The 12,707-nt window shown below is 66.9% G+C and carries 12 protein-coding genes; 7 read left to right on the top strand and 5 right to left on the bottom strand.

What is annotated here, in order from left to right; translation table 11 throughout:
- Positions 1–84 precede the first annotated feature (84 nt).
- The 3 genes from BLQ70_RS16355 to BLQ70_RS16345 form a co-directional block, all read right to left on the bottom strand.
- On the bottom strand, positions 85–1,554 hold the full coding sequence (locus BLQ70_RS16355; protein ID WP_091858618.1) for a M81 family metallopeptidase: 1,470 nt from the start codon (positions 1,552–1,554) through the stop codon (positions 85–87).
- A 182-nt stretch (positions 1,555–1,736) separates the two neighbouring features.
- The gene (locus BLQ70_RS16350; protein WP_091858615.1) at positions 1,737–3,278 is read right to left on the bottom strand and encodes an ABC transporter substrate-binding protein; all 1,542 of its coding nucleotides are present in this window, start codon (positions 3,276–3,278) and stop codon (positions 1,737–1,739) included.
- A 49-nt stretch (positions 3,279–3,327) separates the two neighbouring features.
- The gene (locus BLQ70_RS16345) at positions 3,328–4,476 is read right to left on the bottom strand and encodes a C45 family autoproteolytic acyltransferase/hydrolase (protein ID WP_091858612.1); all 1,149 of its coding nucleotides are present in this window, start codon (positions 4,474–4,476) and stop codon (positions 3,328–3,330) included.
- A 93-nt stretch (positions 4,477–4,569) separates the two neighbouring features.
- Here BLQ70_RS16345 and BLQ70_RS16340 point away from each other — a divergent pair, with 93 nt between their 5' ends.
- Complete coding sequence (locus BLQ70_RS16340) at positions 4,570–5,472, top strand: GntR family transcriptional regulator (protein WP_091858610.1); 903 nt, start codon at positions 4,570–4,572, stop codon at positions 5,470–5,472.
- Positions 5,473–5,492: 20 nt separating this feature from the next.
- On the opposite strand, the gene BLQ70_RS16335 is transcribed toward BLQ70_RS16340, so the two are convergent.
- The gene (locus BLQ70_RS16335; RefSeq protein ID WP_061968946.1) at positions 5,493–6,275 is read right to left on the bottom strand and encodes an IclR family transcriptional regulator; all 783 of its coding nucleotides are present in this window, start codon (positions 6,273–6,275) and stop codon (positions 5,493–5,495) included.
- A 142-nt stretch (positions 6,276–6,417) separates the two neighbouring features.
- Here BLQ70_RS16335 and BLQ70_RS16330 point away from each other — a divergent pair, with 142 nt between their 5' ends.
- The 6 genes from BLQ70_RS16330 (at position 6,418) to BLQ70_RS16305 (ending at position 11,430) form a co-directional block, all read left to right on the top strand.
- Positions 6,418–7,080, top strand: a complete 663-nt coding sequence (locus BLQ70_RS16330) for an amino acid ABC transporter permease (protein ID WP_091858607.1) — start codon at positions 6,418–6,420, stop codon at positions 7,078–7,080.
- A complete protein-coding gene (locus BLQ70_RS16325) occupies positions 7,077–7,727 on the top strand; it encodes an amino acid ABC transporter permease (RefSeq protein WP_210184308.1) in 651 nt (216 codons plus the stop codon). Before BLQ70_RS16330 ends, BLQ70_RS16325 begins: the two co-directional genes overlap by 4 nt.
- A complete protein-coding gene (locus BLQ70_RS16320) occupies positions 7,714–8,445 on the top strand; it encodes an amino acid ABC transporter ATP-binding protein (RefSeq protein WP_061968940.1) in 732 nt (243 codons plus the stop codon). The genes BLQ70_RS16325 and BLQ70_RS16320 overlap by 14 nt, the downstream gene beginning before the upstream one ends.
- Positions 8,446–8,484: 39 nt before the next feature.
- The gene (locus BLQ70_RS16315; RefSeq protein ID WP_061968939.1) at positions 8,485–9,267 is read left to right on the top strand and encodes a transporter substrate-binding domain-containing protein; all 783 of its coding nucleotides are present in this window, start codon (positions 8,485–8,487) and stop codon (positions 9,265–9,267) included.
- A gap of 181 nt (positions 9,268–9,448) precedes the next feature.
- Positions 9,449–10,486 carry a succinylglutamate desuccinylase/aspartoacylase family protein gene (locus BLQ70_RS16310; protein ID WP_091858603.1) on the top strand — a complete coding sequence of 346 codons (1,038 nt, stop codon included), beginning with the start codon at positions 9,449–9,451 and terminating at the stop codon, positions 10,484–10,486.
- Positions 10,486–11,430 carry a threonine ammonia-lyase gene (locus BLQ70_RS16305; protein WP_091858600.1) on the top strand — a complete coding sequence of 315 codons (945 nt, stop codon included), beginning with the start codon at positions 10,486–10,488 and terminating at the stop codon, positions 11,428–11,430. Before BLQ70_RS16310 ends, BLQ70_RS16305 begins: the two co-directional genes overlap by 1 nt.
- Here BLQ70_RS16305 and BLQ70_RS16300 read toward each other — a convergent pair.
- The gene (locus BLQ70_RS16300) at positions 11,427–12,704 is read right to left on the bottom strand and encodes a four-carbon acid sugar kinase family protein (protein ID WP_091858597.1); all 1,278 of its coding nucleotides are present in this window, start codon (positions 12,702–12,704) and stop codon (positions 11,427–11,429) included. The two genes, BLQ70_RS16305 and BLQ70_RS16300, sit on opposite strands and share 4 nt — an antisense overlap.
- Positions 12,705–12,707: the final 3 nt, after the last annotated feature.

Below are 12,707 nucleotides of genomic sequence, written 5' to 3'. Positions count from 1 at the left end.
CAACAGAGGGCCGCGGGCATTCACCTCGTCTGGCCCTCATCGGGTCATGCTTCGTCTCTCCTGTTCCTTTCGGGTCGCGAGGCGTCAGACGACGAGCCGGCCCGGCGGGAGCGGATCATGCGGCCAGAGCGGCCGGTTGATCTTGCGATAGGGATATTTGCGCACGTCGAGATGCGAGGGGCCACCGCCATCGGTGTAGATCACCTCGCTGGCGATCGGGCCGTAGGCCGCGTGGAAATGGTTGGTCGACTTGACGGAGACGATGCGCTTCTGCGTCGGGTCGATGCCGACGCTGGTGAAGATCTCCAGCCCCAACGCCTGCGTCCGGTGCGAGAGCAGCGCAACGTCGATGCCGTCGATGCGGATGCCGACAGCATCGCCGATCGGCACCTTGGCGGTGCCGAAGCTTTGGGTTCCGTTGCGGATGGCGCCGAGTACCGTGACCTCGCCATCGACCGGTGTGCCCGAGGTCGAGGCCGCCTTGCCGCCGAAGCGCAGCGGAATGGTCGCGCCGACGCCGGCCGTCAGGCAGAACGCGACCGCGACCGGGTCCCAGACCGGGCCGACTGCGGCGTCAGAGATGCCGCGCTCGCGCAGGCGGTGGATGATGTTGGTGTTGTCGGAGGCCGCGCCGCCGCCGGCATTATCGGTAGAATCCGCGATGACGCGCGGGCCGTTCGCTGCGCCGCCGAGCGCGCGGTCGAGCGCCTCGTCGAGTGGGGTCACCGGCGGGGCGAACTGCCCCTTGAGCGAGCGGAACTCCTCGCCGAGCTTTGCTGCCAGCGCATCGCCCTTCGCCTTGTCGTTGTTGGTGATGACGAGCACGCGGGTGCCGATCTCCGGCACGTCGCCCTGCTGGAAGCCATGCGCCAGCGAGACCGAGAGGATGCCGTCCTTGCCTTCGAGCGCGCTCATCCTGTCCACGAAGGAGCGGCCGGGCTCGCGCGTCGTCGGCACCAGCTCGATCATCCGGCAATCATAGAGCGACATCACCGGTTTGATCTGCCCGCGGATCGTGCCGAGGATGATGTCGACCAGCTCCTCGGCCCGCTCGACGAAGTCGATATGCGGATATTCCTTGTAGAGGATCACCGCATCGGCGAGGCGGACACGCTTCTCGGTCAGGTGGCAATGCGGATCGAGCTCGACGCCGATCGGCACGGACGGCCCGACGATGGCGCGGACATGCTCGATGATATCGCCCTCGCAGTCGTCGTAGCCATGCGCGACCATGGCGCCGTGCAGGCCGAGCAGCACGCCGTCGACCGGCAGCGCCGCCTTGAGCTGGACGAGGATCTCGTCCCGCATCTCCTCGTAATCGGCCTTGGCGCAGGTGCCCGACGGCTCGGCCCAGAAGCAGGACCCTTCGATCAGCTCGAAGCCGTCGCGCTTGGCCCGCTGCCGCGCGACATAGAGCGGGGCGGTGGTGTGGGTCGCCCGGTCGGGATGCTGGCCCGCCGGGAAATAGGCGGAAGCCTCGAAATTGGCCCGGGATGTCGGGATCGGAGAGAACGTATTGGTCTCGGTTGCGAGCGACGCAGCAAACAGACGCATAAGCTACCTTTCCGACAATGTGGCCGTCATGTTCGGTTGGCCGCGAAGGCCATGTCAAGCTGCAGCGCGAGCAGAGGGATTGCAGATGCAGCATTGATGCAGCGCACCTCATTATTGCTAATGAGGTGCATTCGCATTCGGTGCTCGCGGCTTCGACGCCGGGCTGGTCGACGGGCGGCGGCTCACTGCGCCAGCGTCACTTCCCACATCCGCAGCTTGGACTGCCAGGGCTGGAAGCCGGAGATGGCCTTGCTCATCGCGACGGCATCGAGGCCGTTATAGAGGAAGATCAGCGGCACCTCGTCGATGACGCGGCGGTGCAGCTCGTCGAAGATCTTCTGCCGCTCGGCCTTGTCCGAGATCAGCATCGACTTGTCGATCAGCGCCTGGGCGTCGGGATTGTCCCAGACCTTGCGCGGCTGCTTGTCCTTCGGGCCGGAGAATTGTTCGAAGGCGATGGCCGGGTCGAAGCGGGCCGAGAACGAGAAGGACTGCATCTGGTAGTTGCCTTTGTTGAACCGGTCGAGCTGCGTCGCCCAGTCCAGGACCTCGATCTCGGCATTGATCCCGACCGCCTGCAGCATCTGCTGCCAGACCACCGCCGCCGGGAAGCTCGGAACCGTCGGGCGCTTGTTGGCGAGGATGGTGATCTTCTCGCCCTTGTAGCCGGCCTCCTGCAGCAACTGCTTGGCCCGGGCCGGGTCGTATTTATGGCCCTGTTTCTCGACCTCGCCGAAATAGCCGGAGGTCGAGTAGATCGGCGAGTTGTTCGGCGTGCCCAGATTGTTGGAGGCCGCCGCGACCAGCTCGGGATAGTCCAGCGCCGCCGCGATCGCCTGGCGCAGGTTCTTGTTGCCCATGACAGTGTCTTTGGTCTGGATCAGGAAGATGTGGCGGACCGCGTTGGGCGCGACCATGACCTTGAGGCTCGGCACCTTCTTGAGTTCCTCGACATCGCTCGGCAGCGTCTCGCTCATCTGCAGCGCGCCGGAGATGAGGCCGGCCTTCACGGTCGCCGCGTCCTTGACGACGAGGAACTTGACCTCCTTGAGCAGCGGGCGCTTCGAGCCGACATAGCCGTCGATCTTGCCTTGCCCCGGCGACTGGTAGCCGTCGAAGGCGGTCATGGTGAAATACTCGCCGCGCTTCCACTCGCCGAACTTGTAGGGGCCGGTGCCGATCGGCTTGTCCCAGCTTCCGTCGGCCTTGACCGAATCCTTGTGCAGGATCGCGGTCATCGCGCAGTCGGTTCGGGCCATCGTGTCGAGGAACAGCGCGTTCGGCTTGTCGATGGTCATGACGAAGGTCCTGGCATCGGGCGCCGAGACGGATTCGACCTTGAGACCACTGCGCCCGTCGAATTCCGAGGTGCAGCGCCACTGGGTCTTCGGGTCCATATAACGGTTCCAGCTCCACAGCACGTCGGCCGAGGTCAGCGTCGCGCCGTTGTGGAATTTCACGCCCTCGCGCAGCGTGAAGGTATAGGTCTTGCCGTCGGCCGAGAGATCGACCTTCTGTGCCAGCAGCGGCGTGGCATTGCCGCCCTCGTTGTAGCCGACGAGCCCCTCGACGAGCTGCAGTGCGAAATCGTCGGTGCTGTCGTCGCGGTTCACGCCGGGATTGTTGCTGCGGATGTCGGCGGCGACCGCGACGGTGATCGACTGGGCCGCGGCCGGGCTCGCGCAGGCGGCGAGCAGGATGGCAAGGGCGAGTGGGCGTCTCATGGCATCGGCTCCCTCAAGATGCCGCGACGAGCGGCGCGATCGATGTCGGTCAGGCGGCCTTTTCGGTCGCGAAGGGCTCGCCGGTCAGGCCGTAGCAGGTGAAATGCCGGTTAAGCGCCGGCAGCGGCGCCACCTCCATCACGCCCTTGGCGGGCTCCAGCAGGATCATCGCCACGCTGGCGGTGATATCGCCGCGCTGGCCGGGGCGTGGCGGGCGGCAGACCGAGAAGGGCGAGAGGAAATCGTCGAACAGCGCAGCCTTCAGGTCCTCGCGCCCGAGCGGCCGGCGCGGCTCGTTCAGGAGATTGCGGACGCGCCAGTCGCGATAGGGGCTGTCGGGCGCGCTGGCGATGCCGGTCTCGCGCAGCTTCGCCAGCGCCGTCGGGCTGGCCCAGTGATTGGCATGCACGATCAGCCCGTCCTCGGGCAGGATCGGGAAGGCCTCGTCCGGCGCGCATTCGAGGTCGATGCCGAAGCCCTTGTCCTGGCTGAGCATCATATTGGTCGAGCAGGCCTTCGGCGTGGTCGCGACCACCTTGATCGCCAGCGCCAGATGCTCCTGCTCCAGCGCCTTGCGGCGGACCAGCGCCAGCGGCACGCCTTCCTGGCAATAGTCGCGGTCACTGCGCAGGTAATTGCCGGTGACGCAGATGCCGGCCTCGTTCATGCCGTGCCGGCCCAGCCCGCCAGCCTCGACGAAGGTCAGCAGGTCCGGCCCGTTCTTTCGCTGCACCCTGAGCACGATCGCGGTCTTCGCGCATTCCGGCTGCCAGTCCCAGTTCTGGCCCTGGATGATGCCGCCGGTGGCGCTGCGCTCGGGCAGGATGATCGCCCCGGTGCAGCCGTCATTATCGGCCTCGTCTTCCTCTTCCTCCTCGTCGGCACGGTTGGCGAGAAGCCTTGCCTTGGCGACGATCTCGGTGCGGGCGTTGATCATGATGATCGCATCGAGCGGCACGCCGGAGCCGTCGGCGATGCCGCGCATCTCCTCCAGATAGGCCTCGTCGAAAGCTGCGATTCCCTGCCTAGCCTCGTCGATTAGCTTGCGGCGCAGCGTCGTGCTGGAGCCGAGCCCGTCCAGTTGGCCGGCATAGAACCGGGCGCTGCCGACGATGCGATCCGGCACCGCCGCGCCATAGCTGCGGCCGCGCTCATAGGGCGAGCCTGACACGGAGACGAAGGGAAACGGTTCGATCATGAGACACTATCGTGTTTTTTGATTGACCAAGATGCACAGTGGCGCATCATTTCGCGGATTGTCAAATCGCTCCGGAAGAGGCGAAACCAGGGAATGGCCAACAGCCTGCACGGCGAGATCATCGGCGACATCCTGCGGTTGGCCCGCGACGAGGGCTGGCCGGCGGGCGCGCCTGTCGGCGTGAAGCCTCTGGCGGCGCGGTTCGGCGTCTCGCGTACGCCAGTGCGGAGCGCGCTCCTGACGCTGGTCGAGATGGGGCTGCTGGCGCGCGAGCAGAGCCAGGGCTTCAGCCTGCTGCAGTCGGTCGACGACGTGGCGATCGCTGCGCATATGCCGGCCCCGGCCGGTGGCGGCGAACTCTACCAGAGGATTTTGACCGGGCGGGCGCGCGGCGATCTCCCGACCGAAGTCACCGAGAACGCGATGCTGGCGCATTTCGGCGCGGCCAAGGGCGATCTGCGCAAGGCCCTGATGCGGCTGTCCTCGGAAGGGCTGGTCCAGCGCCAGCGCGGCCATGGCTGGCGCTTCACCGAGAGCCTCGACACGCCGGAGGCCATTCTCGAATCCTATGCCTTCCGCATCGCCATCGAGACGGCGGCGCTGAGCCAGCCCGGCTACCGCGTCGATGCTGCCGAGCTCGCCCGACTCCGCACGGCGCATGAGGCGCTGATGCGCCGCCCGGTCGGGGAGGTCACGCCGCAGCTCTGGTTCGAGGTCAACTCGACCTTCCACGAAACCCTGGCCTCATGGTCGCGCAATCGCTTCTTCTTGCAGGCGGTCCGGCGCCAGAATGCGCTGCGGCGCATGCATCAATTCGCCGATTTCTGGGAACTGGAGCCGGAACAGATCCTGCAATCCTGCCGGGACCACCTCGCCATTCTCGCCGCGCTCGACAAGGGCGACCGGCCGGGCGCCGTACAGCTTCTCGTCGCGCATCTCGCCGGAGCGGCCCAGGATTGGGAAGAGCCATCGTCGGAAGGTTCAGAGCGCCCCTGACGCTTCAGCCGGCGCCCCCGCTAAAGCGACAGCTGCGAGCCGGCCTCGGCACAACTCGCCTTGAGCGCTTTCAGGATCGCCTCCTCGTCGGTCGCGATGCCGTGGCGCTGCAGGCAGGGCACCAGGATCGCCGCCTCGGCATGGCCGCCGGGGCCGATGACCGGGCAGGCGATGTCGGTCACCGCCATGATGTCACGGCTGGCGGCGACGCGGTGCCCGAGGGCGCGGATATCCGCGAATATGCGCTCGGTCTCGGCAGCTTCGAGGCGCCGCTTGTCGGCCTCCGATGCTTCCCGCATCAACGCGTCGCGGCGGCTTTTGCTTTGGAAGGCGAGGATCAGCAGCCCGGAATTCGCATCGAGCGCCGGGCGGCCATAGCCTGGCCTGACGATGACGCTGGCATCGAGATGTCCCGAGGTCGTCGCCAGCACCACGGTCTGGGCCCGGCTCAGCACGACGAGATGCGCGACCTGCCCGCTCGCCTCGCTGAAGCGCTCCATCACCGGCAGCACGATCGAGGTGAGCTGGCGCCCGGCCGGCGTGCGGATGCCCAGATCGAACAGTCGGCGCGACAGCTCGAGCCGGTCGGTTCCCGCCTCGCGGGCGAGATAGCCGCGCTGCTGCAGCACGAAGACCATGCGGAAGATCTCGCTCTTCGAGCGGGCGAGTCGCTCGGCGATCTCGCGCGTCGAGAGCGGCTCGCCGACCTCGGCAAGGAGTTCGAGGATGTCGAGCCCCTTTTCCAGCGCCGGCGCCGCGTAGCTGCTTTTGTCTCCGTTCTCGGTATCCGGCAGGTCGCTCATGTCTCTCTGTTTCATATATGAAGCTTGACATCAAATAAGAAACGAACCTAGCCTCGTCGTCAAAGGGGAGGCGGATGGTACGATCGTCGCATCATATCGCAGGTTCTGGGGGCATCGCGCCGCTGCCGCGAGGCGGCCGGCGATGAAATACGGCCTGCAGTTCCGCGATGTCTTCGCCACCTGGGAATCGATCCTCGACGGCGTCTGGATCACGCTGCTGCTCTCTGCGCTGGCGATGGTCGGCGGCCTCGTCATCGGCATCGCCTGCGCCGCCGCCCGCGTCTACGGCCCCGCCTGGCTTCGCCGGATCGTCGGCACCTATGTCGAGGTCATCCGCAACACCCCGCTGCTGGTGCAGCTCTTCCTGATCTTCTTCGGCCTGCCGAGCTTCGGCGTCAGGCTCGACGGGCTCACCGCCGCGATCATCGCGCTGGTGATCAATCTCGGCGCCTACACCACCGAGATCGTCCGCGCCGGGCTGGAGGCCGTGCCGAAGGCGCAGGTCGAGGCCGGCCATTCGCTCGGGCTCTCCGGCCTGCAGGTCTTCCGCTATGTCGTGATGTTCCCCGCGCTGAAGGCGATGTTCCCGGCGCTCGCCAGCCAGTTCGTATTGCTGATGCTGGCGACCAGCGTCGTCTCGCAGATCTCGGTCGAGGACCTGTTCCACGCGGCCTCGATCGTGCAGTCGCGCACCTTCCGCGATTTCGAGGTCTACACCGTCATCGGCGTGCTCTATCTCGGGCTCGCCTTCGCCTTCCGTGGCCTGTTCGCAGGCCTCTATTACTGGGCGTTCGTCAGGCGATGATCCGCGAATTCGGCCTCATCGATGTGATGTATCTGATCGCGGCGGCGCGCTGGACGCTGGCACTGACCGCGACCGCCTTCATCGGCGCCTCGCTGATCGGCATCGTCATCGCCATCGCCCGCATCCTGCCCTTCGCGCCGCTGCGCTGGCTCGCCGCCGCCTATATCCACATCGTCCAGGGCACGCCGCTGCTGGTCTGGTTGTTCGTGATCTTCTTCGGCCTGCCGCTCACCGGCATCTCCGTCAATCCGTGGCTCGCGGCTGCGACAGCCTTCTCGGTCTATGGCAGCGCCTTCCTCGGCGAGATCTGGCGCGGTGCGCTCGTCTCCATCGCGAAGACCCAGTGGGAGGCAGGCGCCTCGCTTGGCCTCTCGCTGTGGGAGCAATTGCGCCATGTCATCGTGCCGCAATCGATCCGGGTCGCGATCCCGCCGACGGTCGGCTTCCTCGTCCAGCTCATCAAGAACACTTCGCTCGCCGCGGTGATCGGCTTCGTCGAGCTGACGCGCGAGGGCCAGCTCACGGCGGCCGGCACCTACAAGCCCTTCGCCGTCTACATCACCGTCGCCGCGATCTATTTCGCGATGTGCTTCCCCCTCTCGCAATGGAGCCGCTCGATCGAGCGGAAGCTCGATGTCGCTCGTTGAAATCCATGGGATCAACAAGAGCTACGGCTCGGTCCAGGTGCTGAAGGACGTCACGCTCGACGTCGCCAAGGGCGAGATCATCGCCGTGATCGGCCGCTCCGGCTCGGGCAAGAGCACGATGCTCCGTTGCATCAACGGGCTGGAGCCGATCCAGGCCGGCGTGATCCGCGTCGACGGCACGCAGGTCAACGATCCCGCGACCAACCTGCGCAAATTGCGGCAGGAGGTCGGCATCGTCTTCCAGAGCTTCAACCTGTTCCCGCATCTCTCGGTCTGCGACAACATCACGCTCGCCCCACGCGTCGTGAAGAAACAGGCGCCGCAGGCTGCCCGCGAGGTCGCGCGCGAGGTGCTCGCCCGCGTCGGCCTCGAGGACAAGCTCGACGCCTACCCCTCGCAGCTCTCCGGTGGCCAGCAGCAGCGCGTCGCCATCGCCCGCTCGCTCGCCATGCGGCCGAAGCTGATGCTGTTCGACGAGGTCACATCCGCGCTCGACCCTGAGCTGACCGGCGAGGTGCTGAAGGTCCTCGAATCCGTCGCGAACGAGGGCATGACCATGATCCTCGTGACCCATGAGATGGGCTTTGCCCGCCGCTTCGGCTCGCGCGTCGTCTTCATGCATGAAGGGCGCATCCACGAGCAGGGGCCGGCGGCCGCCGTGCTGGCCGAGCCGAAGACGCCGGAACTCCAGACCTTCCTCAGCGCGGTCCTGCACTGAGGCGGAACGCCAACAACATCAACGAGGGGAGAGAAGACGATGCGTTCACTGTTCGCAGGTTTAGCCGCCCTGGCCATCGCCGCCTTCGGCGCCGCCGAGGCCAAGGCCGACAAGCTCCAGGACATCCTGTCCAAGGGCGTCGTCCGCATCGGCGTGCCGCTCGATGCGCCGCCCTTCGGCTCGCAGGATGCCAACCGCAAGGCCATCGGTTTCGATATCGAAATGGCCGAGATGGTCGCCAAGGGGTTGGGCGTGAAGCTGGAGATGCAGCAGATTACCGGCGCCAACCGCATTCCCTTCCTGATGACCGACAAGGTCGACATCGTCATCTCGGTGATGGGCCTGACGCCCGAGCGCGCCAAGCAAATCCAGTTCACGGCGCCCTATGCCAACACCTTCCTCGCGGTCTACGGCGCGAAAAGCTCGACGGTGTCGAGCCCGGAGACGATCGGCTCCGCCCGCGTCGCCGCCGCCAAGGGCACGACGCAGGAGCTCGCCATCTCGGCCGCGGCGCCGAAGGCCAGCCTGATGCGCACCGAGGACGACGCGACGGCCGCCGCCGCGTACATCACCGGCCAGGCCGATCTCCTCGCCACCAACTCGATCGTGGCGCAGGCGCTCGCCAAGCAGAACCCGAACAAGGAATTCGAGCGCAAGTTCGTCATCCGCCGCAGCCCGGCCCATATGGGCGTGCAGATGGACCAGCATAATCTCGTGCGCTGGCTCGACGGCTTCATCTTCTTCAATTCGATGAACGGCGAGCTCGATCGGCTGCACCGGAAGTATCTGGACATGCCGATGGATCCGCTGCCGACGCTGTGACGTGAACCACCCGCGTCATTCTCGGGCTTGACCCGAGAATCTCCCGACCAGAAGGCGCTGGTCGGAGCCTCCTTCTGCCTGAGATGCTCGGGTCAAGCCCGAGCATGACGGCCTGCATCGATCCTCCCCGTCTCGGGGAGGCCCCCCAAGTCATGCCAAGTACTGTCCGATCGAGCCCGCCATGACCAACCTCCGCCCCAAGCCGACCCCGCGCCCATCCAGCGCCTTCCTCACCGTCGATCTCGACCGCGAGGGCAAGCAGACCGGCTTCCTGATGATCCCGCATTCGCCGCATGACGATGCCTGGGGCGCGACCCGCGTGCCGATCGCCGTGATCAAGAACGGCACCGGCCCGACCGTGATCCTGGAAGGCGGCAACCATGGCGACGAATATGAGGGGCCGATCACGATCTGCGACCTGATCCGCGATCTCGATCCCGGCCGCGTCCAGGGCCGCCTCATCCTGATGCCGGCGAACAACGTCCACGCCGTGATGGCCGGCCAGCGCACCTCGCCGGTCGACGGACTGAACTTCAATCGCACCTTCCCGGGCGATCCGCGCGGCACCATCACCCAGCAGATCTCGGCCTTCGTCACCGACCATATCCTGCCGATCGGTGACGCCTTCCTCGACCTGCACTCGGGCGGCTCCTCGCTCGACATCATTCCGAGCGCCATCGTCGAGCCGACCGACGATCCCGCCCTGCACAAACGCAATATCGCGGCGGTGCAGGCCTTCGACGCGCCGATGACCGTGGTGATCAGCAATCTCGGCGAACCGCGCACCGCGACGGCGGCCGCCTGCCGGGCCGGGCTCGTCACGGTCGGCACGGAGATGGCCGGGGCCGGCACGGTCTCGCTGGACGCGCTTGCGGTCTGCCGGCGCGGTGTCGCCAATGTGCTCGACCATCTCGGCGTCGTCGTCCGTGAAAAACCCGAGCCCAGGCGCAGCGAGGGGCAGATCCTCGAGCTGCCCGGCATCTCCGCTTACGTCTATGCGACGGCGGACGGCATCTTCGAGCCCTTCCATGCCAACGGCACCAAGGTCAGCGCCGGCGAGCCGGCCGGACGCATCCACTGCACCTGGGACCCAACGCGCCAACCCGAGACGCTGCATTACGCCGCCGACGGCATCCTCTACGGTCGGCGCCAGCCGGGCCGCGTGAAGCCGGGCAATTGCTGCCTGATCGTGGCGGCGCCTTATCGCGGGACCCTCTGATGATCGCGCTCGACGATATCCGCGCCGCCCGCCAGCGCATCGCGCCCTACATCCGAAAAACCCCGACGCTGCCCTACGCGAAGACGCGCGGCGGCGATTTCGGCGGCGACGTCACGCTCAAGCTCGAATTGCTGCAGGCGGCCGGCTCCTTCAAGGCGCGCGGTGCGATGAACCGCCTTCTGACCCTGTCGAAGGACGAGCTGGCGCGCGGCGTCGTCACGGCGTCCGGCGGCAATCACGGTCTCGCCATCGCCCGCTCGGCCCATGTGCTCGGCGTCAACGCGACGATCTTCCTGCCGTCCAATGCCGCTCCGGACAAGATAGCCAAGCTGCGCGACTGGGGCGCCGACGTCCATATCGTCGGCGCGATCTGGGACGATGCCAATGCCGCCGCGCTGGCTCGCTCCCGCGAAACCGGCGCGACCTATGCCCATCCCTTCAGTGATCCGGTCGTCGTGGCCGGGCAGGGCACGCTCGGCCTCGACATCCTCGACGACATGCCCGATGTCGACATCATCCTCGTCGCCATCGGCGGCGGTGGATTGATCACCGGCCTCTCGACGGCGGTGAAGGCCTTGCGCCCGCAGACCCGGATCATCGGCATCGAGCCGGTGGGCTCGCCGACGCTCCACGCCTGCTTCGCCGCCGGGCGCCTCGTCGCGCTCGGCAAGCTGGAGACGCGCGTCGCCACCATGTCCTGCCGCCAGACCGATCAGGCGATCTATGAGGCGACGGCCCGGAATGTCGACGAGATCGTTCTGATCACCGACGCCGAGATGGAGACGGCGGCGAAATCGCTCTGGTTCGAATTCGGCATCGCCGCCGACCTGTCGGGCGCGGCGGCGCTGGCGGCGCTGCAATCAGGGCGGGTCGCCTTGTCCGGTGGCGAGAAGGTCTGCGCGCTGGTCTGTGGCGCCGGCACGGATGGCTGCCTGCCGGGCTAGGCGCGTGCCTCGTTATTGAAGAAGCCGGGCGGCCCCATCTGCCCGCCCTTCAGCACGATCTCGAGCCCGTCGAGACGCGCATCGTCGGAATGGGCGCGGCAGAGCGGCGCGCCGGGCACGCAGGGCCGGAGGTAGGAGAGTCCCCAGAGCGGCAGGGACCGGATCGCCATAGTCGAGGTATCGCCACCCGCGACGACGAGCCGGCCGAGGCGAGCCTCGGTGATGATTGCGGCGAGCAATGCCCCGGTCGCTTCCGCAACTGCGCCTGCTGCCGTCGGAGCGCCCTCAGGCCGTTTGGTCACCAGCATGACGTCGCCTTGAGCCAGCTTGGACAAGGCTGCGGCGCGCAGCTCCGTTCCATAGTTTGCATCCGCCAACAACCGGCCGGCATCGACGGGCAGCATCGCGTAGCCTTGCGCCGCTTCGACCTGCGCGCGTGTGACCGGCGACAGGCTGCCGACTAGGGCGAGGACCGGTCCTGCCCCGCAATATTTCGCATCTGACGCCGATGCGGAAATGACCGCTTTGCCATGCCCGGCCGCGAAGGCGCGGGCGACCGAACTTGCCCCCACCGCAAGCATCGGCCCATTCCTCAGTGACGTCGCGAGCCATCCACCGATCGCCGTGAGATCGGCCTCGGTTGCCACATCGAACAGGACGGCCGGGCTTCCGTCTGGCGGCGTCGCCGGTGCTGCCGAGCCCTCGCCATAGGCGCGATAATCGACGAGTCCGATACCTTCGAACCCCTGCGCGGCAAGATGCCGGCGCAGATCTGCTTCCGCCATCGGCGTGACCGGATGACGGCTCATCGTCGGGTGCCGGTCGATGCGGTGGACCGTGCCGTCGCCGCCGGCCGCGAACAGGTTTCCGAACAGGCAGAAGCGCCCGAGATTGGGCTGGCCGCCAAGGATCGGCACGAGCGGGTTCGGGAAGAACGGCTTCAGCGCTGCGACCGCCGCGCCGATGCTGCCGACATTAGGCGCGCTGTCGAAGGTCGAGCAGCATTTGTAATGCATCAGCCCGACGCCCTGCCCGGCGAAGAAGCGCCCGATCTCCGTCAGTTCCGCGGTGATCGCGTCCGGTGCCATGGCCCGGCTAGCGCCTGCAATGCCGATCGCGTCGAGCGGGCCGGCTGCCGCCAACTGGGCTTCACTCGGTTGGCGCAGGAACAGCAGGGCGCGAAAGCCACGCTCCGCCAGCGTCGCCAGCGTATCGGTCGAGCCGGTAAAATCGTCGCCGTACCAGCCGTAGAGAGGGATGCGCTTCGTCGTCACGGC

This window comes from Allobosea robiniae (assembly GCF_900102525.1).
In the GTDB taxonomy this organism is placed as follows: domain Bacteria; phylum Pseudomonadota; class Alphaproteobacteria; order Rhizobiales; family Beijerinckiaceae; genus Allobosea; species Allobosea robiniae.
The sequence above is the reverse complement of the archived record's forward strand: the minus strand, read 5'-3'. Positions and strand labels throughout refer to the sequence as shown.